This is a genomic window from Rossellomorea sp. GAMAL-10_SWC (assembly GCF_049568075.1).
In the GTDB taxonomy this organism is placed as follows: Bacteria; Bacillota; Bacilli; order Bacillales; family Bacillaceae_G; genus Gottfriedia.
Genome location: NZ_CP144911.1, coordinates 2005739 through 2032310, shown reverse-complemented (window position 1 = coordinate 2032310; position 26572 = coordinate 2005739). Strand labels below are relative to the sequence as shown.

Sequence of the window (26572 nt, the reverse complement as noted above, 5' to 3'; positions counted from 1 at the left end):
AGTAGGAATATATAATGAAAAAAAATGAAGAGCTGTTATTGGAGGAAGAAATTATTCATATTAAGAAGAATAATTGGTTATTAATGATCGTAGCGATCATCACGATACCTTTCTTAGTAATAAATATGTGAAGAAGTAAAGCCTGGGGTAGTTAGATACCAGGCTTTTATTCTGTTTAAAATGAAATTGACTATCTTCTTTTTCTAGTAATCTAAAATGACGGCAATTTTATTGACTTCATACCTATCTGGGTATATAGTTCAATTTAACTAATGTAAAAATTTTACTAAGAAAGGAAAGAATTCTATGTCTTATGATGATCAAATAAAAAATAGAGTAAAACGAATTGAAGGGCAACTTAGAGGCATTTTAAAAATGATGGATGAAGATAAAGGGTGTAAAGATGTTATCACTCAATTATCAGCAGTAAGAGCAGCAATGGATCGTACAATAGGAGTCATCGTTAGTACGAATCTAATTGAATGTGTAAGATTAGCTGATGAAAATGGAGAAAGTGCAGAAGAACTTGTAAAAGAAGCAGTTAACTTATTAGTAAAAAGCAGATAAAAAATATTCGTAAAACTTATCACTGGCCAAAATATTTCTGAACATCAACTTCTTGAAAGTAGGACCTAAATAGTAATGTTAAATATTCTAATCATCGTATTAATTGCTTATTTTCTAGTACAAACTTTTCTTCCAATTAAAGGTGTAAAGCAAATTTCAACAAATGAATTAAAAAATGAATTGAAAAGTAAGAAAAAACAATTCATTGATGTTAGAACACCTGCAGAATATAAAGGAAGACATATAAAAGAATTCAAAAATATTCCATTGCATTTGTTAAAGCAAAATTTAAATCATCTTTCAAAAGATCAAGAAACAATTATTATTTGCCAAAGTGGAATGAGAAGTAAAAAAGCATGTAAAGTTCTTAAAAAAATGGGTTATACCAATATTACAAATGTAAAAGGCGGAATGAGCACCTGGTCTTAATAAAGGAGAATAATGAATGAGAGAAATTACAGCAGAAAAACTTGAAGATTTATTAAAGAATGGAAATTCACTTAATATTATTGATGTTCGCGAGGCGGATGAAGTAGCAAACGGAATGATCCCAGGTGCGACGCATATTCCACTTGGTTTAATTGAATTCCGTATGGCAGACCTAGATAAAAATAATGAATACATCGTTGTATGCCATGCTGGTGGCAGAAGTAGTCGAGCAGTACAGTTTTTAGAAAGTCATGGATTTAATGTTGTGAATATGACTGGCGGAATGCTTGCTTGGACAGGAGAAATTGAATAAACAAAATGCAAAAATTGCTTATAAAAGAATATAGGCAATTTTTTTTATATGTATTGAAAGGTAATAACATACTGAGGTTAATTAGTAAAGAAAACGCAAAAGGATGAAAGGACCTGCACACTAGGGTTCATGAGGAACTAAATTAGCAAGAAGATGAGATATAGTCCCTCATAAAGGGTTCATGAGGAAGTAAAATCGCAAAAAGCTCAGTTTTAGTACCTCATAAAGGGTTCATGAGTAAGTAAAATTGCAAGAAGCTGAGATATAGTACCTCATAAGGTGTTCATGAGGAAGTACATAAGGCAAAAAGCTGAGATATAGTACCTCATAAAGAGTTCATGAGGAAGACAAAAGCAAAAAGCAGAGATATAGTGCCTCATAAAGAGTTCATGAGGAAGTACAAAAGCAAAAAGCAGAGATATAGTGCCTCATAAAGGGTTCATGAGGAAGTACAAAAGCAAAAAGCAGAGATATAGTGCCTCATAAAGGGTTCATGAGGAAGTACAAAAGCAAAAAGCAGAGATATAGTGCCTCATAAAGGGTTCGTGAGGAAGTACAAAAGCAAAAAGCAGAGATATAGTGCCTCATAAAGGGTTCGTGAGGAAGTACAAAAGCAAAAAGCAGAGATATAGTACCTCATAAAGAGTTCATGAGGAAGTACAAAAGCAAAAAGCAGAGATATAGTACCTAATAAAGGGTTCATGAGGAAGTAAAAAGCCAAAAAGCTCAGTTTTAGTACCTCATAAAGGGTTCATAAGTAAGTAAAATAGCAAAAAATGAAATAACCCACTAATTAACGATTCAATCGTATACTTTCTATTAAATTGAACAATAAATCGGACTAGCTATTGACATAAAAAACAGAATATTCTTATAATTAATTAAAATCTAATGGAATAAAAAAGAAATTAATAGCATGTTTACCTTTGTCTAGTTTAACTTATTTGAACGATTTATTTTTAATCTACTAAAAAGGGTGTTCAGATGAATCAAGTTAATGAATTAGAAAGCTTTCCGTATCCGTTTAAAGAGGAGATTTATCGATACTCTAACAACTCTATTCAATTAGATCCACCTGTAAGCATCGAGATTACTCCCAAATATGAGAATGAAATAAAATTAAAAAGAAGCTTGTTAGTCAATTCACCTAGCGATTGTTATCAGGCAATTCCTTCTAGTTTTGAAGGTCAATGGGAAATTGTAGAATTAGTTTTAGATCATTTAATAAGGTATTATCCAAACTATTTTGAAGTTCATAAGGGGCATGAATATTGGACTATTTATAATAAGCTTTTGATGGAGGAGGAACAATTTAGGTTTGGGGATCGAACTTCCGTCTTAGGAAAGCCTTTGAATTTCATAGGTAGACATGTACAAGAGGATTTAATTTATATGAGTCAGCGAGATGGTGATTTATTTTTAGATGCTGGACATCTCTGTTTTCCTTCTAATTGGTCACTTACTTTTAAACTAGGGATGAGATTTAAAGAGATTCATCAGCCAATCCCTATGTTTAGTGAAAAATCATTGGATGATCGAATTCTTCGTTTCTTAAAAAATATTGAACAAGGTACTCCTTGGACTCGTAAAAATTGGTCATTAATGGCAGGAAAAAGATTAGATACTTCATTAGAAACATTCGATCAATGGGGTAAGGATCGAAAAAAAGTAACAGTTGATAATGTCGGGGAATTTGTTCACTTACGTGTCGAGGTTCAAAAGTTATTTAGGTTGGCTGATAGTAATGGGCTCCTTTTTACGATTCATACTCACTTATTACCACTAGAGCAATTTACCTTAAATAAGGAATGGTTAGAGCAATTTTATAAAATTCTATGTGAATTACCGGATTTCATTTTAGATTATAAAGGAATCTCTACATATAAAAAAGAAGTAATAACATATCTAAAAAATAAACTTGATGAAGTTGGGTAGAATGCGATGAATAATTTAATAGTTGAAGAAGCTAGATTTATAGATGGAAAAAGAAAATATTTAGTCTGTTCGAATCATAAAGGGAGGTCGTTAATCCAGCCAATTTTAGAAAAGTTACTTGAGAAAAATTATTCTTTTGATTTTGTTTTCATCGGATTTGATTCGAGCCCGGAACAATTGCAAAATAATCTTAAAACTTGGTTGCAAAGTCAGAAAATGGGTAGTTTTTTATATATAGCACTAAGTAAAGAAGAGCTAAAAAATTTAAGACCAATTATAGAAGATGTTGGATTTTTTGAAGATGAAGTACAATATGTTGGTTATGGAGAACTGAACTCTAAGGTTTTTTGTTGTCGTTGTCATAGTTTAACTGAATTAAAAAATTTAGAAATTGGTAAAGAAGTTCAGTGTCAAAACTGTCATTTATTACTTTCAGTTTCTGACCATTATTCGGTCTATTATGACGCATATTTAGGTAATATCGCTAAATTGTAGATGGGAGTGAATGGATTGATTGAGAATACGATACTAGTTCGTGTTAATGAAATAAAGCAAATAACAAAACAGGTTAAAGAGTTTAGTTTTATTCCAATTGATGAATTTAATCTTCCAACTTTTAGTGGAGGTTCTCATATTAATACATATGTTGCTGCAGAAAATGAGATTATTTGCAGACCCTATTCTTTAGTTCATCATTCACTTATTGATAACACTTATAAAATTGCCATTCATTTAAGTTCGGAATCAAGGGGCGCTTCAAAATATTGGCATGAACGAATTAAAGTAGGTGATCGATTACGGATTAGCTATCCAAAAAATCATTTTCCATTAAGTTCTAGAGCGAAACACCATGTGTTTTATGCAGCGGGTATTGGCATAACGCCATTTTTATCGATGATGAAAGAATTAAAAAGTAAAAATAAATCTTTTGAACTTCACTATACTTCGGCAACAAAATCAAGTAGTGCATTTTATGACTTTTTAAATGAATATTATAAAGAAGAGACTAATTTTTACTTTACGAAAGAGCTCAATTCTAGTCGAATAAAAGTTGAAACGCTTTTAGACCATTCAATCGGAACTCATGTATATTTTTGTGGTCCTAATCGGTTTATTTCTCAATTTAATGAATCGGCTTATGCATTTGGCTATCCAAAATCAAGTGTCCATATTGAGGTTTTTACACCACTATTATTGGCTAACTCTAGACCTTTTGAGGTTAGACTGGCAAATGGAACCACAAAACAAGTTCCAGTTGATAAAACTTTATTAGATGTTTTACTCGATGAGGGCATAAAAGTACCTTATTCCTGTAGAGTTGGTAGATGTGGAACATGTGAAGTAAATGTAATCGATGGTCAAATTGAACATCACGACTTCTTATTGGATGAGGATCAAAGAAAAAGTAATAAAATGATTTTAACCTGTGTCTCAAGGGCAAAATCAAATCAAATAATCATTGAAATATAGAGTTCAATTTTATTAAAACAGCTAGACTACTTATTTAATTGGTAGACTAGCTGTTTTATTTTAATGCTTTTTTTAGAAGGCTCTGTATAAGTGTATTGTTCATTCAAGATACAATTTTAGCGCACAGTTTGTTAAATATCACGAATCACAAAAGTGGTTCGTTTCCTATTGAACAAACTAGTAGGATCGTTTCTGAGGTGTATTAATGATAATTTAAACAACCACATACTATATACGTAGGTTTTGATATAGATAATTAAGTAGGGAGGGTACTTCAAAAATAATAAAAATATTCCAGAAGGATATACTATCTTGGTAATGAATTTGCTTTCTGGAGGAATGTACATGAAAAACCAAACTATCAACTTGCTTCAAATGTCTTTTATCTTAATTGGTAGTACTGGACTTGTTAACCATGTCATTATCATTCCTATGGTTTTAGACGTTTCGGGCCGTGATTCTTGGATTACCATTTTGCTCTCAAGCGTTTCTTTATTATTCTTGATACCAATTCTCTACTTTATCCAAAAACGTATGAATGGAGAACAGTTGTTTCTATGGCTTAAGGGAAATTTCGGGAGATTTATTACCTATCCATTAATGGCTATGATCCTCCTATACTTATTTTCCTCGGGTGTCGTCCTTTTAAAGGAAACGTTAACCTTTTTATCGTTTTATCTCCCGATGACACCTAGAGTATTACTAGGCGCTACTTTTTCTATTATTTGTTTTTATAATGCAAAGCATGGAATTCAATCCATAGGGTTAACGGCGGGTATCCTTCTCCCAATTGTCATTCTTTTAGGTTTTTTTGTCATGACTGCGAATTTTCCGCATAAAGATTACTCTTTTTTAAAACCATATATTGAACACGGTACTTCTCCTGTTATAAAAGGCATGGTATATCCAATATCAGGATTTATAGAGGTTGCTTTTATCCTATTTTTTCATCATCACTTAAATGAAAAAATAAAGGTTACTACTTTGATTTGGATTGGTATCACTTTTGTAATCCTTACTCTTGGACCAACGATTGGGGCCATCACAGAGTTTGGTCCATTCGTGGCCGCTAAGCAACGATACCCAGCCTTTGAAGAATGGAGGCTAGTATCAATTGGTCGTTATATTGAACATCTCGACTTTTTATCAGTTTATCAATGGTTTGTTGGAGCTTTCATCCGTTTGTCTCTTCTTACTTTTTTAGTCTCAGATATTCTTCAAGTTACAAATAAGAAGGTAAATAGTGGATTGAAAATTTTTTTCCTCGGGTGGGTCACTCTAATATCCATTTTGTCGATTAATGATACCTCTTTTTATTTGTTTTTATCCCGTCAATTTTTACCGGGAACTTTTGTATTCATATTCTTGATTCTTGTACTTTTAGCCATCCTCTCCATGTTTGTGAATAAAAAGAATGGAGGTAACATCAATGAAGCGCAATAATCAACCTGTTCAAGATCAGATGAAGGTCAAGTGGGATGAAGAAATTTTAAGGGGCTGGTTTGAAGGGGCGCAAGATGTTATCTTCCAAAAACATCAAATCGATAGTGGCAAACGTTATTTTTCTATTTTATCTGTATATTGTCAAAGTCTCATTGACATAAAAGAATTGAGAAAAACAATAATGCCTCATCTTCATGAAGTGTTGGAAAATGGATTTTCCGGTGATGCAAAGGATTTTGAGTCAAAACTTGATTTCCCTATCACTTTCGTTAAATCAGACTTTTCACAGGAAGACATCGCCCAAAAAATTTATGAAGGAGAAGTTCTCTTTTTCCTCACTGCGTCTAGGCTGGTTTTTTCCATCAAACTAGCGATGCTACCAGCAAGATCTGTAGAATCACCTAGTACGGAAGTGACACTAAGAGGGGGAAGGGACGGTTTTGTAGAAGAACTTCAAACTAATATTGGATTAATACGAAAAAGATTGAAAACATGCTCCCTTAGTTATGAAGAATTTGTTATTGGGACTAGAAGTAAAACTAGGGTTGCTGTTCTTTTTTTGAAAGATGTTATTTCACAGGATGTTTTAGAACAAGTACGGTCCAAATTAAATAATATTAAAGTCGATGGCATTGTTTCATCTGACCAAATTGAAGAACTTATTACAGATCGGCCTTTCAGTCTTTTCCCTTTATTAGAATATACGGGACGACCTGATTATGCTGTTAATTGCCTACTTTATGGACGTTTCGTTTTATTGGTGGAAGGCTCTCCGACTGCATCCATTGGACCTGTTACTCTTGTGTTTTTCGTGAATAATGCAGAGGACCAGCATTCGTCAGCCCCTTTTGCAAGCTTGGGAAGAGTACTGAGGATTTTCAGCTTAATTATAGCTGTTTTTCTACCGGGATTTTGGATTGCTTTAGTCGCTTATCATCCGGATCAAATACCTTACACATTGCTGGCAACACTGGCTTTGTCGAGAGAGGGAGTTCCATTCCCTACTACATTAGAGGGATTCTTGATGATTTTTTTATTTGAGTTACTGAGAGAGGCAGGTCTTAGAATCCCTACTACGGTTGGTCAAACGTTATCCGTAGTAGGTGGGTTAATTATTGGGCAAGCGGCCATCAGTGCAGGATTGGCTTCTCCTGGTATTGTTGTAATGATGGCTATTTCTGTGGTTTCGACGTTTACTTTGATCAACCAGTCGCTGTCGGGAACATTAAGTATTCTTCGGTATTTTGTCTATCTACTATCAAGCTTACTCGGTATAACAGGGCTTATATTTTCTGTTTTTGTAATTTGTATTCATCTTGTGAATTTACGCTCTTTCGGGGTTCCATTTATGGCCCCATACTCTCCATTTGTACCAACTAGTTTGATGCCGGCAACAATCCGAATTCGTTTTAAAAATATGATACGGAGACCGAAAGAGATTCATACGAACGATAGCACGAAACAAAAGGATGAAAAAAAAAGATGAGGAAAAAATTTTGGCTTAAAAAACTTCTTATAGTATTTCCATCTATTTTTCTGTTAACTGGCTGTTGGGACACAAGAGAAGTTGAGCATGTATGGTACATAAACGCCTTAGGAGTTGACTTTAAAAATAATCAATACGTGCTCTATCCTCAATTTATCAATTTTTCCACTTTTGCAAAACAAGAAACCACTATGCGGACACCACAGCCAATTTTTATTGGAAAAGGAACAGGGGAGATTTTAGACCATTCAGCGTTCGACTTTTATAAAACGACTCAACAAAGGGTATCTTGGGAGCACATTAATACAGTCGTATTTTCCGAGAATATATTAAAACATGGAGATATTCGTCAAATTGATGAATTCTTTGCTCGTTTCTTTCAGTTTAGGAATACGATGTGGGTATTTGGAACAAAGGATCCTATCGAGGAGGTTTTGGCAACTGGAACCATCTTAAATCTCTCACCCCTTTATACTGTGAGGGATATCCCAAATGAAATGACAAAAAACTATTCTCTTTTTAGTCCATTGGTATTTTACAAATTTCGTGCTTATTTTTATGAGCCTGCGATGACCACACAAATCCCATTTTTATCGATTACAAAAAAATGGAAATCAGACAAAAATGATTTCCCCTTATTAAAATATAACGGGTCGGCTTTTGTAGCTTCAAAGCGATACAAAGGGTATTTGTCTGAGAAAGACTTATCAGGTTTAAAATGGACGGGCAAGGATTTCACCCGAGCACCGATCCTATTAAAAAAAGATGGGGAGCCCGTTACAGAAATCGTATTGAAAAAACCCAAAATCAAAACAGTAGCCTCCATAAAGAACAACAAACCTCATTTTCGAATGGAGATTCGTATAGAAGGAGATATTTTTCAAGTTGTAAAATATTTGCCTATGAAAACCGTAAAACAAATAGCTGAAAAAACATTGAAAAAGGAAGTTGAAGAAACCTACAAAAATGGGGTTAATAAAGGAATTGATGTTTATCAGCTTTCACAAATACTTTATCGAAATAATGTAAAAGACTGGAAAAAATTTGAAAAGAACGGAGCAATCTCACTTTCACCGTCTTCCTTAGATGTTGAGGTAAAAGTGCAAATTTTGACAAGCGGACAATGGAAGTCCACCAATTTACAGAAACCATTCTCAAAAGAACCATAATTAGGCTAATTAAATTTTGTTACATTTATCAGTTTAATGAAAGCATAATAATAAATTTAAACTATCATGAAAGAACGAGTGTAATTTTCATTCGCTGTTGTGAATTAGAGATTTATGGTTGACTAATAGATGCTTTTGGTTAACAACAAGATAAACATAAAAGTCGATTTTTTTTTGAGCTAAATGGCATTTAGTTGCATATAGATCGTTTGATTTTATTTGAAAATATGTGATATTCCCTCAAATTACAAGTACATATTCGATTGATATAATTTAATAAATATAAAAAAAGGACGATTTCACCACCACTATGCCTCATTCTTTTGTAACTAATGTGCATGTGTTAGTTAGTAATGGTCCAAAAAGGTTGTCTAATTAGGCAGCCTTTTTTGGTTTAAAATGACCATTTAATTTTAAAAAAACTAATATCAAAATATACTTATAAATAAGAGGATTTAAAAAATACGTAATTTTCATAATTTTAGAGGATTTTTGAAAGTGTTTGTCGAAATTTTAATTATTCTTTGCATTTATATTCTTAATGAAAAGAAAAATCGACTTTATTACATAGATAAAGTCGATGATCTAATTTATTTTTTACATCTTATTAAATTAAGAGTTAAAGAAAGGAGTGGCTTTATTCATGTCAGAAAATACGAAAACTTCGAACCATAACTTGGAAGAGAATTTATTTGCTGAATTTCCAAAGCCTACTGTACAAGAGTGGAGAGATGTTGTTGAAAAATCCTTAAAAGGAGCCACTATTGAGGAAAAGCTTGTAACAAAAACGTATGAAGAAATAATTTTGAAGCCGATGTATGGGGAAGAGGATATCGCTAACTATCCTTATTTAAACGCACAACCAGGTGAATTTCCTTTCGTTAGAGGAACAAGCGAACAAGGCTATTTAGAAAAACCATGGGAAATTAGTCAGGAATTAGATTGTTCTTCACCAGTAGAGTTCAACCGTGTTGCTAAACATGATTTAGACAAAGGGCAAACGATGCTAAAGATTCAACTTAACGAATCTTTTGAAACAAATCTTAAAAATAATAATTCAAATAAAGGGTTAATCTTAACATCTATTAATGATTTTAGAATAGCCTTTCAAAATATAAATTTAGAGGAAGTTCCTTTATATATTGAAACAGTTAACGGCGGGCAAGCATTTTTTGGTTCATTTATCGCATATTTGCAACAACAAAATTACGATTTTAATAAAATAAATGGCTTTATTGGAATGGATCCAATCAGTAATTTAGTGAAAGAAGGGACACTTCCGTATTCTCTTGAAAATGCTTACAAAATGATGGCTGAGATCACAAAATGGTCGGCTAGACATACAGCAAATTTAAGAAATATATTAGTGCAGTCACATCCTTATCACGATGCTGGAGGAAATGCAGTGCAAGAATTAGCATTTGCTATTTCAACTGGTTTAGAGTATCTACGCGAAATGGATAACCAACAAATTCCGCTTGACGATGCGGCGACAAAAATACTTTTCTCGTTTTCTGTTGGATCGAACTTCTTTATGGAAATCGCAAAATTAAGAGCAGCTAGAATGATTTTTGCAAGAATGTTGAAAGAATTAGGTGGTAATGAGGCTTCACAAAAAATGCAAATTCATTCTCGTACATCTTCTTGGACGAAAACGATTTATGATCCATATGTAAATATACTTAGAGGAACTGTTGAAGCTTTTGCAGGCGTAATTGGTGGATCTGACTCACTTCATGTTTCACCATTTGATGAATCGATTAAATCATCTGATGAGTTTTCTAGACGTATTGCGAGAAATACACATTTAATTCTTGAAAAAGAATCAAATTTATCAAAAGTCGCTGATCCAGCTGGTGGTTCTTGGTATATTGAATCACTTACTTACTCTTTGGCTGAAAAGGCATGGGAACTATTCCAAAAGATTGAAGAAAAAGGTGGAATGGTGAAAGCAATACAAGAAGGCTTCCCTCAAGCATTAGTTAGACAGGTTGCAGAAGAAAAATCGAGCAACATAAAAAATAGAAAAGATAAATTTATTGGGACTAATATTTATCCAAATCTGAATGAAACAGTGTTAGAGAAAAAAGAATTGGATCGTAAGGAAGTTCAGGGGATTAAAGAAAACATCGAGAGCAGTTCCGAACATTTCGTATTACAAAGTGGTTGTTCAATTGAAGATATTATTGATGCAGCAAATGATGGTGTAACAATATCGAACATTTTAAATGCAATGAATCTAGTAGAATCAGAACTTCCTAGAGTTAATCCATTAAACATACATCGTGGTGCACAACCCTATGAATCATTACGCCAAAATTCTCAAAGCTATAAAAATAGTACAGGTGAATTTCCAACAGTATTTGTAGCAAATTTTGGACAAGTTGCAGCATATAAACCTCGTACGGACTTTGTTACTGATTTCTTTGAAGTCGGAGGATTTAAGGTGCTTCAAAATAAAGGCTTTTCATCAATTGATGATGTAATCAATTCATTTAAAAAATCAGAATCGAAAATTGCTGTCATTTGTTCAACAGATGATCAATATTCAGAAGTTGTACCTTCTTTAACAAATCAGATTAAAACAATTAATCCGTATGCAAAAGTACTATTAGCAGGAAAGCCGTCAATAGATGATATGAATTTATATAAAGAAGTTGGAATTGATGATTTCATTCATATCAATGTAAATAATTTTGAGAAGTTGCAAAATCTTCAAATGGATGGAGGGGTTATGAAATGAACAAACTAACAGACTTTACAAAGATGCCATTTAATACAACATTTTCAGCACCAAATACAGCACCTCCTAAACAGATGCAAGTTAACCATGATGATTGGAAAACTTTAGAACAAATAGATGTAAAACCATTATATGATTCGAATGATCTTAATCAAATGCAACACTTAGGTTACGTTTCTGGAATCGCTCCTTTTTTACGTGGACCGTACCCTGCAATGTATATAAACAAGCCTTGGACAATTCGTCAATACGCCGGCTTTTCAACTGCAGAAGAAAGTAATGCATTTTACCGAAGAAATTTAGCTGCTGGTCAAAAAGGTTTATCAATTGCGTTTGATTTGGCTACTCACCGTGGATATGATTCAGATCATCCTCGTGTTGAAGGGGATGTTGGAAAAGCAGGGGTTGCAATTGATTCAATTCTTGATATGAAAATTTTATTTGATGGTATTCCTTTAGATAAAATGTCAGTTTCAATGACAATGAATGGTGCAGTACTACCTGTTTTAGCATTTTATATTGTCGCTGCTGAGGAACAAGGGGTACACCAATCACAGCTTACAGGAACGATTCAAAACGATATTTTGAAAGAATATATGGTGAGAAATACTTATATTTACCCACCAGAAGCGTCAATGCGTATTATCGCTGATATTTTTTCTTATACTTCACAACATATGCCTAAATTCAACAGCATCAGTATATCTGGATACCATATGCAAGAAGCAGGTGCAACTGCAGATATCGAGTTAGGCTATACTTTAGCAAATGGTTTGGAATATGTTCGAACAGGTTTAAAAGCAGGAATCGATATTGATTCGTTTGCTCCTCGATTATCATTCTTCTGGGGAATCGGAATGAACTATTTCATGGAAATCGCAAAAATGAGAGCAGGGCGCATGCTTTGGGCTAAATTGATCAAATCATTTGATCCAAAGAAAGAAAAATCGATGGCGCTTAGAACTCATTCACAAACATCTGGTTGGAGTTTAACAGAACAAGATCCATTTAATAATGTTACTCGTACTTGTATTGAAGCGATGGCTGCTGTATTAGGACATACTCAATCACTTCATACGAATGCTTTAGATGAAGCAATTGCTTTACCAACGGATTTCTCTGCTCGTATTGCCCGTAATACGCAGCTTTATTTACAAGAAGAAACTGGAATTTGTAATGTAGTGGACCCTTGGGGAGGCTCGTATTACGTTGAATCGTTAACAAATGAATTAGTTCAAAAAGCATGGGCACATATTCAAGAGGTTGAATCATTAGGTGGTATGGCAAAAGCGATTGAAACTGGTTTACCAAAGATGAGAATTGAAGAAGCCGCTGCAAGACGTCAAGCTCACATCGATTCAGGTAAAGAAACAATTATTGGCGTTAATAAATACCGCCTTGAAAAAGAAGATCCATTAGATGTTTTAGAAGTCGATAATACTGCAGTTCGTGAAGCGCAAATTTTGCGATTACAAGAGCTTCGAGCATCTAGAGATGAAGGGAAAGTTCAGGCAGCATTAGCCGCAATTACTGAGGCAGCGGAGTCAGGGGAAGGTAATTTGTTAGCGCTTGCAATCGAAGCCGCTAGAGCCCGTGCAACATTAGGTGAAATTTCGGATGCTTATGAAAAAGTAGTAGGCAGACATAAAGCCGTTATTCGTTCAATTATGGGTGTTTATAGTGCGGAATACGGTGAAAAAGATGAAATAGAGATTGTACGTAAAATGGCTGATGATTTTGAAGAGAAAGAAGGTCGTCGTCCACGTATTATGATTGCTAAACTTGGACAAGACGGTCATGACCGTGGAGCGAAAGTAATCGCAACAGCATTTGCTGATTTAGGCTTTGATGTAGATATCGGTCCTTTATTCCAAACACCAGCGGAAACGGCACTTCAAGCAGTTGAAAATGATGTTCATGTGATCGGGATGAGCTCTTTAGCAGGTGGTCATAAAACGCTACTTCCACAATTAATGGAAGAGTTAAAAAAACTAGGTCGACAGGACATTGTTCTTGTAGCTGGAGGGGTAATACCAGCAGGGGACTATGAATTTTTATTGAAGAACGGAGCGGCAGCAATCTTCGGACCAGGTACTGTTATCCCAGTTGCGGCACAAAAGGTTATTGAAGAAATTAATCGCCGACTAGAGGATTCGATTTAAATGGATTACGAAAACAAAAAAAAGAAAAAGCTTTCAGAAGACGACTATGTAAATGGAGTACTTGAAGGCAATCGAACTATTTTAGCCCAAACAATTACCCTTATAGAAAGTAATTCGTCAGCACATATGAATTCTGCACAAAATGTGTTGACAAGGTTACTTCCTCATTCAGGTCGTTCGATTCGGATTGGAATAACTGGGGTTCCAGGTGCCGGTAAAAGTAGTTTAATAGAAAGCTTTGGAACATATTTGTGTGAGCAAGGACATAAAGTAGCCGTTTTAACAATCGACCCAAGTAGTACAATTACAAAAGGAAGTATTTTAGGAGACAAAACAAGAATGGATTCACTATCAAAGAATCCTAATGCATTTATTAGACCTTCTGCTTCAGGTGGTTCTCTTGGTGGGATTGCACGTAAAACAAGAGAATCAATGCTAGTATGCGAAGCAGCAGGCTATGACGTGATTTTAATCGAAACTGTCGGTGTTGGACAAAGTGAAGTACAGGTTCGTTCAATGGTAGATTTTTTTCTTTTAGTCATGTTAACTGGAGCAGGAGACGAGCTACAAGGAATTAAAAAAGGCATCATGGAACTTGCAGATTCAATAGTCATCAATAAAGCCGATGGACAAAACAAATTAAAGGCCAACGCGGCTAAGGCTGAATTTAATCGAATACTTCACCTATTACAACCTTCAACTCCTGGTTGGTCTAGTAAAGCATATACAGCTTCCGCGTTACTTGGTGAAGGTATTGAAGAAATATGGAATGAAATTAATGCTTTCAAAGATCTAACAACTGAGTCTGGCTATTTTTCTTTGCGCCGTCAAAAACAAATGATTGATTGGATGTACAACATGGTTTTTGAACAGTTGAAACTAAGTTTTATGAATCATGAAAGTGTGAAACTAAATTTAAAAACGATTGAAAGCTCAATAGTAAATGGAGAATTAACAGCAACTTCAGCTGCAAACTATTTATTATCCATTTTTGAAGGCAATAGGAAGGAGACATTGTAATGAATGAGACTAGTCCTAAAAAAATTAATCATATTGGAATAGCAGTAAGAGATTTAGAAACTTCTATTCAATTGTATACGAATGTACTTGGCTTAAAACTTAAAGGAATTGAAACAGTTGAAAGTGAAAAAGTACGAGTAGCATTTATCGAAATCGGAGAAGTGAAAATTGAGCTTTTAGAAGCAACTAGTCCAGAAAGCCCAATCGCAAAGTTTATTGAGAAAAAAGGCGAAGGAATTCACCATATTGCATTAGAAACAGAAAACTGTGAGAAACAACTTAAAATGATGAAAGAACACGGAATTAAACTAATAAATGAAGTTCCAAAAAAGGGTGCACACGATAGCCTAGTTGCTTTCCTTCATCCAAATTCAACGAATAAAGTATTGTTTGAGCTATGCCAACCATCAACTAGTGTTACTAAGAAAGGAAGTTGAATAAAGTTATGACGACAGCGTATGAGAAAATAAATGAATTAATGGATCGAAAGAGAGTCATTGAACTAGGCGGTGGAGACGAACGAATAGATTCACAGCATAATAGAGGAAAATTAACTGCTAGAGAACGAATTAATCTTTTATTAGATGAAGATACTTTTGTCGAATTAAATCCATTTATTAAACATCGCGCTACGAATTTTGGAATGGATAAAATGGATAGCCCAGGTGAAGGTGTTGTCACAGGTTATGGTAAAGTCCATGGACGTTTAATCTATGTTTTTGCACAAGATTTTACAGTATTTGGTGGAGCATTAGGTGAAATGCACGCTATAAAAATTGCAAAAGCTATGGATTTAGCTGCAAAAGTAGGTGCTCCGTTTATAGGTTTAAACGATTCTGGTGGTGCTAGAATACAAGAAGGAGTAGTTTCATTAGACGGTTACGGTCATGTATTTTATCGGAATTCAATCTATTCTGGCGTTATACCGCAAATATCTGTCATAATGGGACCATGTGCAGGTGGAGCAGTCTATTCACCAGCAATTACTGATTTTGTTTTTATGGTTGAAAAGACAAGCCAAATGTTTATTACAGGTCCAAAAGTAATTGAAACAATTACTGGAGAAAAAATTACAACAGAAAATCTTGGTGGGGCAAAAGTTCATTCTTCGATTAGCGGAGTAGCTCATTTCACTGAAGAATCAGAACCAGAAATATTAGAACAGGTACGCAGATTAATCAGCTTTTTACCTCAAAATAATAATGAAAAACCAGAAGGAGTTCCATTCTTCGAAAAAGATGATTGGAGAGAAGATCTAATTGACTTAGTTCCAATCGAATCTACGAAAGTTTACGATGTAAGAAAAGTAATTGAGCAAATTCTTGATAATGGAGACTTCATGGAAGTACAACCAAATTTTGCGAAGAATATTGTTATTGGATTTGGTCGAATTGATGGACATAGTGTTGGAATCATAGCAAATCAGCCAAAAGTAATGGCAGGCGGTCTTGACATTAATTCATCTGATAAACTTTCAAGATTTATCCGTTTCTGTGATTCGTTTAATATTCCTTTAATTACATTTGAAGATGTAACAGGATTCTTCCCAGGTGTAAACCAGGAGCATGGTGGAATTATTCGTCACGGAGCTAAAATTTTATATGCCTATTCAGAAGCTACAGTTCCAAAAATTACAGTAATTTTAAGAAAAGCATATGGCGGGGCTTATGTAGCAATGAATTCTAAAGCAATCGGTGCAGATGTAGTATACGCTTGGCCAAATGCAGAAATCGCCGTAATGGGACCAGAAGGAGCAGCAAATATTATCTTTGCAAAAGAAATTAACCAAAGTATCGATCCTATTGCAACTCGCGCTGAAAAAATTTCAGAATATAGAGAAATGTTTGCAAACCCATATGTTGCTGCTTCTCACGGCATGGTCGATGATGTGATTGATCCAAGAGAAACTCGTAAAGTCTTAAAACAATCGTTAGAAATGTTAAGTACAAAAAGTGAAACACGACCTAAGAAGAAACATGGAAATATCCCTCTATAAAAGTTAGGGGATTGTAGTGGAAATCAACTTCACTAAATTACCTATACTTTGAATATTGAGGTAATAAGTCCTTAATACAACTAAATGACTAGATATACTTTAAGATTAGTATATCTAGTTTTTTGTTTAGAAAATGTTAAAAATTACATTATAATAAAACAACTGAACTATTGACAAATAAAAATATTTGTGTTATAATAATATATTTTAGTGTTGACTGGGTGAGCTGTGATCGGTACGATAGTACTTGGAAATGATTATACAATATAGTTCAGGAGTGATTTTATGCTTGGTAAAAGTAAGATCCAAATGTTAAGCATTACGATGAATTCAAATGGTATGAAAAATACAATTCATCCAACACTAATTTGGGATGAAGAAGATGTGTTATTAATTGATACAGGATACCCAGGACAATTTAACGAGTTTCAAAATTGCTTTGAAGCTGTTGGAGTACCATTTGAAAAACTAAATAAAATACTGATTACTCATCAAGATATTGATCATATTGGAAGTCTTTCTGTGATCGTAGAAGAATCTACTAACAAAATTGAAGTCTATGCGAGTGAAATAGAAAAACCATATATTCAAGGTGAAAAGTTACTGATTAAAATTACACCTGAAAAAATTGCAAAAGCTGTAGCATCCTTACCAACGGATACAACAGATGAATTTCGAAAAGCATTTAAAAACAGATTAGAAAACCCGCCAAAAGGTACAGTTAACCATATTGTTACCCTCGGAAATGATTTGGAAATTTGTGGTGGTATTACTGTAATTGACACTGCTGGACATACACCAGGACATATAAGCTTTTATCATAAGGAGTCGAAAACATTAGTTGCAGGAGATGCACTAATGATTGAAAACGGGCAATTAAACCCTTCAAACCCACAATTTACATATGATATTGAACAATCGATAAAATCTCTTGAGGCTTTATTGTCATTTGATATTGAAAAAGTGATCTGTTATCATGGTGGATTATTTGAGGGGAATATAAAAGAAAGATTAAGTGAAATCATTCGATAAAAATAATATTAAAAAATCGTTTTTGGAGGCAAAAAAATGAGCAACAAGAATTATCAAGAATTAATAAAAGATCGTGTCTTTTTCGGTGGGGCAGATGACGTTAAAGAGATGATGGAAAACGAAAATGCAGATATTGTTTTTGATCTTAGAGTAAAAAATTATGAGGTTGACCCTCAAATTAACCGTGTACATAGTCCGATTGTTGATGATAAAGAAGAACAAGCAGAAACCCTTAAAAGAGCGATTGATCATGTAGTAGAAGCTTATCAAAATGATCAAAAAGTGTATTTCCATTGTGGTGGTGGTAATACCCGTGCAGGTACAGTGGCAATAGGAGCATTAATTGCACTAAACAAAGCTGAAACAATTGAAGAAGCTGAAGAAATGGCCAGGTTTATACGTCCAACAATTAAATCGAATCCTGATATGAAGGAATCGTTAAAAAAGATATTTCCTAATGCTTAAATAAAAATAAAAAAAACGCTAATTATACAAATTCGTTTTGTATTATTTAGCGTTTTTTATTAAGAAATACCATTTAAATGATCTTTTACACACTTTATAAAATCATTTTTGTCACTTGTATGTTCTTTGGAAATTGGAGATATTACCCAAAAGTCTTGATAAATATAATCTGTTTCTTTAATTGGGATTATTTTTAATTCGCCACTTAATATTTCAGGTAAATATCTTATAGTTGTATTATGGACAAAAGTAAATACACGTCCTTCCTTAATAATTTCAATAAGTGTCATCGTACGATTTGATTTAAGAACGACCTCATTTTTAAATTTCTTAGCTAATTGTAGAAAATTTTTATTAGAAAATGTATACATGACAACTTTTTGAAAAAGTAAATCTTCAGCTGTAACATAATCTAATTCATATAAAGGAGAATTTTTGCCTACTATAATGCACACATTTCCTTTACTTAAAAATTCGAAATTAATATTATTTTCCTTTTCTAATTCGGCTTTTGAAGATACTACTAACGCTAAGTCATAGTCTTCTTTTGCTAAATTGTTAAGAATCTGAGGTGTACCTTGCTCAATTAATTCAATCGTAGCGCCATTGTTATTTTCAGAGTATTTTTTTAACACTTCGTGAATTGTATAAGTAAAAGTAGGTGCACATGCAATTTTCATATGTTTTATTCTAGTTTCCTTAAAATCCGAAAGCTGTTCTTTCAATTCTTTTAAATTATTTAAAATCTCAATTGACCTAGATAATACTAACTCACCCTCAAATGTTAAGGTAATTCCGCCTCTAGAACGATTAAATATATTTATTTCTAATTCTCTTTCAAGTTGACTAATGGCTTGACTAACGCCAGAAGGAGAAATATGCAATTTTTTTGCTGCCCTTGAAATCGACTTTTCATTTGCGATACTTACAACATATTCTAGTTGTTCAAAGTTCATATTAACCTCCTAATATAAAAACTAACTTAGCATATCAATAGTTTAATATATTTAAGTGCTTTACAATGTTAAGTATTACTTAACAATAGCTTAACATATATGAAATATAATTTCTTCTGGAAACGATGTAAAATACTATTTAATTCCTTATAATTTTATAGGATTAATTAGGATTAATCTTATGACGTTTTGAATTCGGGGATTGTTTCCACCTATTGATTATAAAAAATCTGTAAAAACTTAAACCATCCATTGTAGTACTTTTTAGCCGATCCACTTAAAAAATGAATAATGATTAGTACCATGATATCTAGTGGGTCAAAAAATAAAAGAGGATGAATCTGAAGCGGCATGAAATGAAATATCAGTGATTGAATCTAGTTACTGTTGAAAGTTGGGAATAAAAATGTTTACTAACCATGAGTTTAAACACCACGAAAATAAAACATTTATTTTTGTAGAAAATACTCTCTTCGTATCTGGAATATGTACTATTTTATTACATCATAATCTAGATGCTAGAAAAATAGATTTCCATGAAATAAATTCAAGCAATTTAAATGAATCATTTTTTATTTGTCATGTGAAAAATGAAGAGATGGAAGCAAAATCTCAGCTTTTAAGGTTAATTGATCAGAACATTAATATTGTAATCATTAAAAACAATATAGATTATAATGAAATTGAGAGTTTGATGAAAATTGGGGTAAATGGAATTTGCTTAACTGACATTGATGAACAATATTTACTTCATATTGTAAGACAAGTTCAAAGTAGTCAATTCTTTTTAGATTCTCGATTAACAAATTTAATCATTCAAGAAAATACACGACTGCTTGAGAATGGAAAGAAAAAGAATGAACTAGATTATGAAGCTATGAATAATCTTTTAACGAAAAGAGAAATTGAAATTTTACAACTTTTAGCTCAAGGATATTCCAATATTCAAATAGGAGCTGAATTATTTATTTCAAGTAAAACTGTTAAAAATCATGTTTCAAATTTAATCCAAAAATTACAGGTATCTGATCGATTAAATGCTGTGATTTTTGCAATTAAAAATAATTGGATTTCTTTTGATTAAAAAAACAATAATCATATACATTAAAAGATCGGTGTCACGCTGTTGAAAACACTCTAGTCAATTATAATTATCAAATTTTCGTAAAAGGAGTAGAGTGATGTTGATTTCCATTACAATATGCTCGCTCTAAAATTTAAAAAACAATTACGATCGTTTGTAGGTAAAATTAAAATTATTGAAACACTTTAACATTTAAATCGTTAATAAATATAAAAAAATGAATTTTAACTTCAATCCTATTCCACTAAATTTTGTATTCCCTATAGACCGTTTTATTATTCAAAACTCTGACACTAATCTTTTACATAAAAGGATTAGTGTTTTTATTTAGTTTAAACGTTTCAATAATGTCTTTAGGAAATAATTCCTTTTCGAATTAATTCACCAACAGCATAAGAGCGATTATTGGCACCTAGTTTTTTTATTGCAGATTTTATATATTGCTTACTGTAAGTTCACTAGTATTCATGGAATCTGCCATTTCATTTGTGCTTTCACTCCAAGCAATTCGTTTCATTACAGAGAGTAGTTTATCATCTATTTTCAGATTTTCTTTAAATTCAATTGAACAAGTTTAGCCAACATCCTCATGAGGATGTAATAAAGGAAAAAGATGTAATATGCTTACTCATGAGAAAGTAAAACGCAAAAAGAAGAAAACATCCTACTCATAAATGGTTAGAGTGGGAGTATAATACAGTCCTCCAATTATTAAAAATCATTTAATGTAAGTTGAATTAATCCACAAATTCAGAGTAAAAATAGTATAATGATTTGCATTTAAATTTCATTAATAGTATAAATATTCTATTTGCTATTTGTTAGAGTTAAAAAGAGGAGAGTTTGAATTTGTCTGCATCAAAAAAATCGATTTTTAAAGGGACTTCATTTACGAATTTTTGGGTCTCACGAATGTTTACTTCTACATCATTTCAGATGCTATCGGTAGCAATTGGTTGGCAAATGTATGATTTGACACATGACGCGTTTAGTCTAGGGCTAGTAGGTTTAGCACAATTTATTCCAATGGTCTTACTTACTTTAGTAGTTGGTCAAGTTGCTGACAGAGTTGATCGTCGGAAAATTGTTTTCATATGCCAAATGGTAGAAGCTTTAATAGCTGGCCTTCTTTTATATGGTAATTTTGCTAATTGGCTTAGCAGAGAGGAAATATTAATTGCTGCTTTTATACTCGGTGCTTGTCGATCATTTGAAGGACCAGCTTCTTCGGCATTATTACCTCAAGTTGTGCCAAAATCCATTTTACAACAAGCTATTTCATGGAGTACATCTGCAGGTCAAACAGCACAAATACTTGGGCCATCTCTTGGTGGTGTATTATTTTCAGTAGGACCTGCATACGTATATGCAACCTCAGCAATTGCTTTATTACTTTCATCAATCTTAACAATTTTTATAAAATTAGATAGTGAATTTATCCGTAAAGCTGAGCCAGTCACTTTACGTACAATGCTTATGGGGTTAGAATTTGTCTATAAGCATCCAATCATTTTAGGAACGATATCACTTGATTTGTTTGCCGTTTTACTTGGTGGAGCTACAGCACTTTTACCAATTTATGCGCAAGATATTTTACATACAGAAGCTTGGGGCTTAGGTTTGATGCGTACTGCACCAGCAGTTGGAGCATTAATAATGTCTCTAATTTTAGCTTATTTCCCACTTAAAAGATCTTTTGGTCCGATATTATTTGCAGCGTTATGTATTTTTGGATTGGCAACAATGCTATTTGCAATTTCAACAAACTTAGTCATCTCATTAATTGCATTATTTATAATTGGAGCTTCAGATGTGGTCAGTGTAGTAATCCGTTCTTCGCTTGTTCAGCTACAGACACCGGATGATATGAGAGGCAGAGTAAATGCTGTAAATTCGCTATTTATTGGAACTTCAAATCAGCTTGGCGAATTTGAATCTGGAACAATGGCTGGATTAATTGGTGCCGTACCAGCTGCATTTGTAGGTGGACTTGGAACGATAGTAGTTGCTGGACTTTGGATGTATTTATTCCCTTCACTTAGAAGAATTAATTCACTTTCTGGAGACAAAACAGAAAAAGCAGGATAATTTGTTAAGGAGGATTTATGGAAAATACTAAAAAAACATTTGAAACGATTGATGAATATATTTCACAATTTCAGCCTGATGTTCAGGAAAAATTACAAGCTTTAAGAAAGTTTGTAAAAGAGGTTGTACCAAATGCGGTAGAGAGAATTAGTTATCAAATGCCTACATTCGCGCTAAATAAAAATTTAGTACATTTTGCAGCATTTAAAAATCATATTGGATTTTACCCTGGTGCAAGTGGAATTGCAGCATTTAAAGAAGAATTATCCGTTTATAAAGGCGCTAAGGGTTCTGTACAATTCCCGATAAACGATCCACTTCCATTTGATTTGATAAAAAAGATTGTAAAATATAGAGAACTTGAAGATATTAAAAAAGCTGAAGAAAAATTAAAAAAGAAAAAATAAGTTCATAACCTCTGAGGCTAATTTTAGCTTTGGAGGTTTTTTAGTAAAAAGAACTGATCATTTGGTTCAAAATTTTGTCAAATATTTTCCAGTATATAAAATACTTTATCCGTTATACTAAGCTTGTATTTAATAGGAATAAATAAATAATGAATGATGAAGTTGATTTTTTTTAGTGTAATATGTGAAAAATTTCACAATTAGTATTTGGGGGACAGTAGCGATGAAAAGAAAATTATTGATGATTGGAAATGGAATGGCAGGAGTTCGTTGTATAGAAGAAATTCTAAAAAGAAATAAAAATTTATTTGAGATCACAATAATTGGAGATATCAGAAAACCACTTAGCTGCTGCAGGATGACCCATATAATCAGTGTATGAGGTTCTTCTAGGAGCACCATAAATTCCGAGAATATGCATTGTAGTCGACATTAAAAACATACCGATAGCCCATGTGAAAATCTGTATAAACGCTAATTTTTGGAATGATTTTGTTAGTTTTTTTCCTGTTAAATACGGAATAAGCCAAAAGGTTAATCCGAAAAATGTCATTGCAACAGGTGTACCAACTGTAATATGGAAATGTCCAACAATCCAAAGTGTAAAAGGCTTCTAGTAAAATATCGTATTAAAAAGGGGATATTTTAAAGAGATAAGGAGTATAAAATAGGAGCATTGATGGTTCTTATTTTTTATTTGTTGAAATATTTAACGTTTACGAGGAAACGGTTAAAAAAGGTCGAATTAATGATTAAAGTTGAATTGAAAAGTATGGGGTGAGTTATTTGACTAAATCTATCCATTGCGATCGGTGTTTAAAGGAAATAAGGATTAGAGGAGATCTCGTTACTGTTACGATGTTTTTTCAAGTTGTTCCTTATCATGAAGATTGTTATGCAAAAGATTTAAAAGGTGCCAAAACACTTTTGTTAAACAATCAACCAATTAATGGTTTCTCTGGTAACTTTCTAACATTACTAGCAATTGCGGTTTTTATCGCATCATTTTTTATTGATGATAATTCGATGATCTATTTATCAGTTTTAGCGCTGATCGCAATATTGTATAGACTATACTCATTTTTTATTTTTGAAAGGCATTTAGAGAAGTAGAAGTATCGATTGAAGGTGAAAAGGCTAAGGGAGCTATTTGGTGGGAAGTTTTAAAAAATAAATAGTGAAATAAAGGAAAAAACTCTGATAGACAGAGTTTTTTCTTTTTATTTACCAAAATTTCCAGCGAATTGCATTACAACTGCTTTAACTTCCTCAAGTTTATCTGGCTTTAATAAAGTAATCATCTTAGGAACAAATTGTTGAACTTCTTCTGATGAAAAAGTACCTTCATCTTGTTTTCTGAAGTTTTCTAAAAGAATTTCCCTTGCTTCATCTTCTTTACCTTCTTGAACTCTTTGTAAAATGAAATTTAAAAACATTTCTTGACCTTGCTTGTCCATTCTTGTTGCCTCCTATAAATAATTTATACAACCATAAGGTGTTATTTAAATTATAACACCTTATGGTTGTATGTCAATTTTATTTTTCGGTGAATCATTCTTCGTTATTTATTAGCCATATTATAAAAATTTATTATTTATTTTTTGAAGATTAATCATATTATCGGTTTTATGTTATTTAAATCAATTTTAATTGATTGAAAAATGCTATAATTTTTTATGGAAGATGATGGAACCTATTTCAAATAGGAGACTCTTAAAATTATTAATTAATAGAATAGTTTATAAAAAAGGTGGTAATCGCAATTAATAAGAAAAAAATAGCAGTATCATTTAGTGGTAAAGATTCAACATTGGCATTGCATGATCTTTTGCATTCTGATGAATTTGAAGTAGTAGTACTAATCGCATCAGTTACTGAAGGATTCAATCGTACGAGCATTCATGGAGTTAGGGTTGAATTATTGGAGGCACAAGCAGATTCAATCGGTATACCATTAAAGAAAATTTGGATTCCGGAAAATTGTTCTAATCAAAAATATCAAGAAATTATGACAAAGGTAAATTTAGAGCTAAAGGAACAAGGGATTGAAAATATTGCATTTGGAGATTTATTTCTTGAAGACATACGAAAGTATCGAGAGGAAATGGTTAAACCATTAGGCATTAATCCAATCTTTCCTTTATGGGGTGAAGGGACGACAAATGTGATTGAACGCTTTATTTCCTTAGGCTATAAAACGATTATTACTTGTGTTGATTTAACTAGATTATCAGAAGAATTTTCTGGTAAAGAAATAGACTATCATTTAATCAACCAACTCCCAAAAGAGGTTGATCCTTGTGGTGAGAATGGAGAATACCATTCATTTGTATTTGATGGTCCTATTTTTAAATATCCTATCCAGTTTGGCATTGGAGAAAAGAAGCTAATTGCTGATGTTTATACAGGAGAAACTAGGTTTTGTTATTCAGATTTAGTTCTAGCTTGAATTACGTTTTAACACTTTAGAATTAATGAATATAAGTTTAAAATAGACTGTTAAGTGGAAACAGTCTATTTTATAATAATAAACTATAAATAAAAATGAAATTGTTCAATCTTACTGTTTTTTCAAATTTGGTCCCCAAGGTGGTTCTGCACCTGGATTCACCGTAATATTTTGTTTTGTTAATCCGACCTTCTTAGCATAATCATCTAACATTTCAAAAACGGTTAACCGATGATACGAACCATTGGTAAAACGTGGTTCATTTCTTCTTTTTGGATCCACTTGCAATAGTGACACCGAGTCTTTAGCCATATGATCATTGAATTCATTTATTGGTACACTAAAGTCGATCTGTTCATTATATCCGTTTGCTACAGTAATTATTGTAACCTCCCCCATTTGCTTCTTCGGAAAAAGAGGGTCCTTCTTCACTGTTACATTAATTTTTGCAATTCCATTTGAATCTGTTAATTCCGTACCTAAAACTTTACCTAATGAATTGATTACAATAACTCTAGCGCCTTTAATAGGTTGACCAGTTTCTCCAGAGGGGTCAGCTGTAGGGCTAACTTGAACTGTAAGTGTTGAAGAAACTTCATTCAACTTTTCTGCTAGCGTTAACTGAGAAGTACTTAAAAAAATGAAAGTGCTCAAAATAGTTGTAATATATATTTTTTTCATCTATTCACACCTTGTGTTAATTTTTACTGTTTAGTTTAAGTAAAATTATTTAAATGTATTCTTTTAATAAATCGAAGTTATATAACTATGAAGTTGATATATAAGGAGTTGTGCCAAATGTTAACGAACTTATACATAGTCAGACATGCGCATTCAATTTATACTCCTGATGAATTGGGCCGACCTTTATCTAATAGAGGATTTACTGATGCAATTATTGTTACTAAACTACTATTAAAAGAAAAGATCGACTTCGTAATTTCAAGTCCATATAAACGTGCAATTCAAACCGTTGAAGAGATAGCCAAACCATTAAATTTAGAAATTATAATAGAAGAAAATTTTAAAGAGCGACTCCTATCACTAGAGCCTGTTGAGGATTTTGAAAAAGTAATAAGAGAAGTTTGGATGGACTTTAATCAATCGTTGAATGGTGGAGAGTCAAATTATACAGCCCAAAAAAGAGGAATAGAAGCTATTACTAAACTATTAAAAAATTATTCCGGTAAAAATATTGTTATTGGTACGCATGGTAATTTGATGGTACTAATTATGAATTATTTTGATCAAAAATATGATTTCAATTTTTGGAATGAACTTGCTATGCCGGATATTTATAAATTAACCTTTGAGGGCGAATCATTAGTTGAAGTAAAAAGAATATGGAATTAATGTTA

General features: G+C 32.7%; 26 protein-coding genes and 1 pseudogene. 23 read left to right on the top strand and 4 right to left on the bottom strand.

Annotated elements, in window-relative coordinates:
- Positions 1-306: 306 nt before the first annotated feature.
- The 16 genes from V5E38_RS09840 (at position 307) to V5E38_RS09765 (ending at position 18230) form a co-directional block, all read left to right on the top strand.
- Complete coding sequence (locus V5E38_RS09840; protein ID WP_098234579.1) at positions 307-567, top strand: metal-sensitive transcriptional regulator; 261 nt, start codon at positions 307-309, stop codon at positions 565-567.
- 75 nt (positions 568-642) lie between these two features.
- The gene (locus V5E38_RS09835) at positions 643-996 is read left to right on the top strand and encodes a rhodanese-like domain-containing protein (protein WP_499213141.1); all 354 of its coding nucleotides are present in this window, start codon (positions 643-645) and stop codon (positions 994-996) included.
- 16 nt (positions 997-1012) lie between these two features.
- Positions 1013-1309 (top strand): rhodanese-like domain-containing protein, encoded by a 297-nt coding sequence (locus V5E38_RS09830; RefSeq protein ID WP_499213140.1) that lies wholly within the window; start codon positions 1013-1015, stop codon positions 1307-1309.
- A 984-nt stretch (positions 1310-2293) separates the two neighbouring features.
- Positions 2294-3244: a heme-dependent oxidative N-demethylase family protein gene (locus V5E38_RS09825; protein WP_499213139.1), complete on the top strand. Its 951-nt coding sequence runs from the start codon at positions 2294-2296 to the stop codon at positions 3242-3244.
- A 6-nt stretch (positions 3245-3250) separates the two neighbouring features.
- Complete coding sequence (locus tag V5E38_RS09820; RefSeq protein WP_499213138.1) at positions 3251-3739, top strand: hypothetical protein; 489 nt, start codon at positions 3251-3253, stop codon at positions 3737-3739.
- A 15-nt stretch (positions 3740-3754) separates the two neighbouring features.
- Positions 3755-4714, top strand: a complete 960-nt coding sequence (locus V5E38_RS09815) for a PDR/VanB family oxidoreductase (RefSeq protein WP_499213137.1) — start codon at positions 3755-3757, stop codon at positions 4712-4714.
- A gap of 345 nt (positions 4715-5059) precedes the next feature.
- A complete protein-coding gene (gerXB, locus tag V5E38_RS09810) occupies positions 5060-6157 on the top strand; it encodes a GerAB/ArcD/ProY family transporter (protein ID WP_499213136.1) in 1098 nt (365 codons plus the stop codon).
- Positions 6144-7643, top strand: a complete 1500-nt coding sequence (gerXA, locus tag V5E38_RS09805; RefSeq protein ID WP_499213135.1) for a spore germination protein — start codon at positions 6144-6146, stop codon at positions 7641-7643. The genes gerXB and gerXA overlap by 14 nt, the downstream gene beginning before the upstream one ends.
- Positions 7640-8812 (top strand): Ger(x)C family spore germination protein, encoded by a 1173-nt coding sequence (gerXC, locus tag V5E38_RS09800; RefSeq protein WP_499213134.1) that lies wholly within the window; start codon positions 7640-7642, stop codon positions 8810-8812. The genes gerXA and gerXC overlap by 4 nt, the downstream gene beginning before the upstream one ends.
- 643 nt (positions 8813-9455) lie before the next feature.
- The gene (locus V5E38_RS09795) at positions 9456-11555 is read left to right on the top strand and encodes a methylmalonyl-CoA mutase family protein (RefSeq protein WP_499213133.1); all 2100 of its coding nucleotides are present in this window, start codon (positions 9456-9458) and stop codon (positions 11553-11555) included.
- Entirely contained in the window at positions 11552-13717 is a 2166-nt protein-coding gene (gene scpA / locus V5E38_RS09790; RefSeq protein ID WP_499213132.1) for a methylmalonyl-CoA mutase, read from the top strand. The genes V5E38_RS09795 and scpA overlap by 4 nt, the downstream gene beginning before the upstream one ends.
- Positions 13718-14737, top strand: coding sequence for a methylmalonyl Co-A mutase-associated GTPase MeaB (meaB, locus tag V5E38_RS09785; protein WP_097977014.1), 1020 nt, complete (start codon positions 13718-13720; stop codon positions 14735-14737). It abuts the gene before it with no gap.
- Entirely contained in the window at positions 14737-15174 is a 438-nt protein-coding gene (mce, locus tag V5E38_RS09780) for a VOC family protein (RefSeq protein WP_499213131.1), read from the top strand. The genes meaB and mce overlap by 1 nt, the downstream gene beginning before the upstream one ends.
- 8 nt (positions 15175-15182) lie before the next feature.
- Complete coding sequence (locus V5E38_RS09775; RefSeq protein WP_097977018.1) at positions 15183-16733, top strand: acyl-CoA carboxylase subunit beta; 1551 nt, start codon at positions 15183-15185, stop codon at positions 16731-16733.
- Between the two features lie 285 nt (positions 16734-17018).
- On the top strand, positions 17019-17765 hold the full coding sequence (locus V5E38_RS09770) for an MBL fold metallo-hydrolase (RefSeq protein WP_499213130.1): 747 nt from the start codon (positions 17019-17021) through the stop codon (positions 17763-17765).
- A gap of 36 nt (positions 17766-17801) precedes the next feature.
- The gene (locus V5E38_RS09765) at positions 17802-18230 is read left to right on the top strand and encodes a protein-tyrosine phosphatase family protein (protein WP_499213129.1); all 429 of its coding nucleotides are present in this window, start codon (positions 17802-17804) and stop codon (positions 18228-18230) included.
- A gap of 59 nt (positions 18231-18289) precedes the next feature.
- Here V5E38_RS09765 and V5E38_RS09760 read toward each other — a convergent pair whose 3' ends face one another.
- Positions 18290-19186, bottom strand: a complete 897-nt coding sequence (locus V5E38_RS09760; RefSeq protein WP_499213128.1) for a LysR family transcriptional regulator — start codon at positions 19184-19186, stop codon at positions 18290-18292.
- A 406-nt stretch (positions 19187-19592) separates the two neighbouring features.
- Here V5E38_RS09760 and V5E38_RS09755 point away from each other — a divergent pair, with 406 nt between their 5' ends.
- The 4 genes from V5E38_RS09755 to V5E38_RS09740 all read left to right on the top strand — a co-directional run bounded on the left by V5E38_RS09755 (position 19593) and on the right by V5E38_RS09740 (position 23147).
- Positions 19593-20270, top strand: coding sequence for a response regulator transcription factor (locus tag V5E38_RS09755; RefSeq protein ID WP_499213127.1), 678 nt, complete (start codon positions 19593-19595; stop codon positions 20268-20270).
- Between the two features lie 849 nt (positions 20271-21119).
- The gene (locus V5E38_RS09750; RefSeq protein WP_499213126.1) at positions 21120-22358 is read left to right on the top strand and encodes an MFS transporter; all 1239 of its coding nucleotides are present in this window, start codon (positions 21120-21122) and stop codon (positions 22356-22358) included.
- A gap of 17 nt (positions 22359-22375) precedes the next feature.
- A complete protein-coding gene (locus V5E38_RS09745; RefSeq protein WP_335448850.1) occupies positions 22376-22765 on the top strand; it encodes an iron chaperone in 390 nt (129 codons plus the stop codon).
- Between the two features lie 223 nt (positions 22766-22988).
- Positions 22989-23147 carry a hypothetical protein gene (locus V5E38_RS09740; protein ID WP_499213641.1) on the top strand — a complete coding sequence of 53 codons (159 nt, stop codon included), beginning with the start codon at positions 22989-22991 and terminating at the stop codon, positions 23145-23147.
- Here the strand turns inward: V5E38_RS09740 and V5E38_RS09735 are convergent.
- Positions 23094-23369: pseudogene (locus tag V5E38_RS09735) on the bottom strand (cbb3-type cytochrome c oxidase subunit I); the annotation flags it as partial. The gene V5E38_RS09740 and the pseudogene V5E38_RS09735 overlap by 54 nt on opposite strands.
- A gap of 182 nt (positions 23370-23551) precedes the next feature.
- Here V5E38_RS09735 and V5E38_RS09730 point away from each other — a divergent pair.
- Entirely contained in the window at positions 23552-23878 is a 327-nt protein-coding gene (locus V5E38_RS09730) for a hypothetical protein (protein WP_499213125.1), read from the top strand.
- A gap of 107 nt (positions 23879-23985) precedes the next feature.
- Here the strand turns inward: V5E38_RS09730 and V5E38_RS09725 are convergent, their stop codons facing one another.
- A complete protein-coding gene (locus tag V5E38_RS09725) occupies positions 23986-24222 on the bottom strand; it encodes a hypothetical protein (RefSeq protein WP_499213124.1) in 237 nt (78 codons plus the stop codon).
- A gap of 293 nt (positions 24223-24515) precedes the next feature.
- On the opposite strand from V5E38_RS09725, the gene V5E38_RS09720 reads away from it, so the two are divergent.
- Positions 24516-25214, top strand: coding sequence for a Dph6-related ATP pyrophosphatase (locus tag V5E38_RS09720; RefSeq protein ID WP_499213123.1), 699 nt, complete (start codon positions 24516-24518; stop codon positions 25212-25214).
- Between the two features lie 111 nt (positions 25215-25325).
- On the opposite strand, the gene V5E38_RS09715 is transcribed toward V5E38_RS09720, so the two are convergent.
- Positions 25326-25895, bottom strand: coding sequence for a hypothetical protein (locus V5E38_RS09715; RefSeq protein ID WP_499213122.1), 570 nt, complete (start codon positions 25893-25895; stop codon positions 25326-25328).
- 117 nt (positions 25896-26012) lie between these two features.
- Between V5E38_RS09715 and V5E38_RS09710 the strand changes: the two genes are divergently transcribed.
- Positions 26013-26567: a histidine phosphatase family protein gene (locus V5E38_RS09710; RefSeq protein WP_499213121.1), complete on the top strand. Its 555-nt coding sequence runs from the start codon at positions 26013-26015 to the stop codon at positions 26565-26567.
- The last annotated feature ends 5 nt before the right edge of the window (positions 26568-26572 follow it).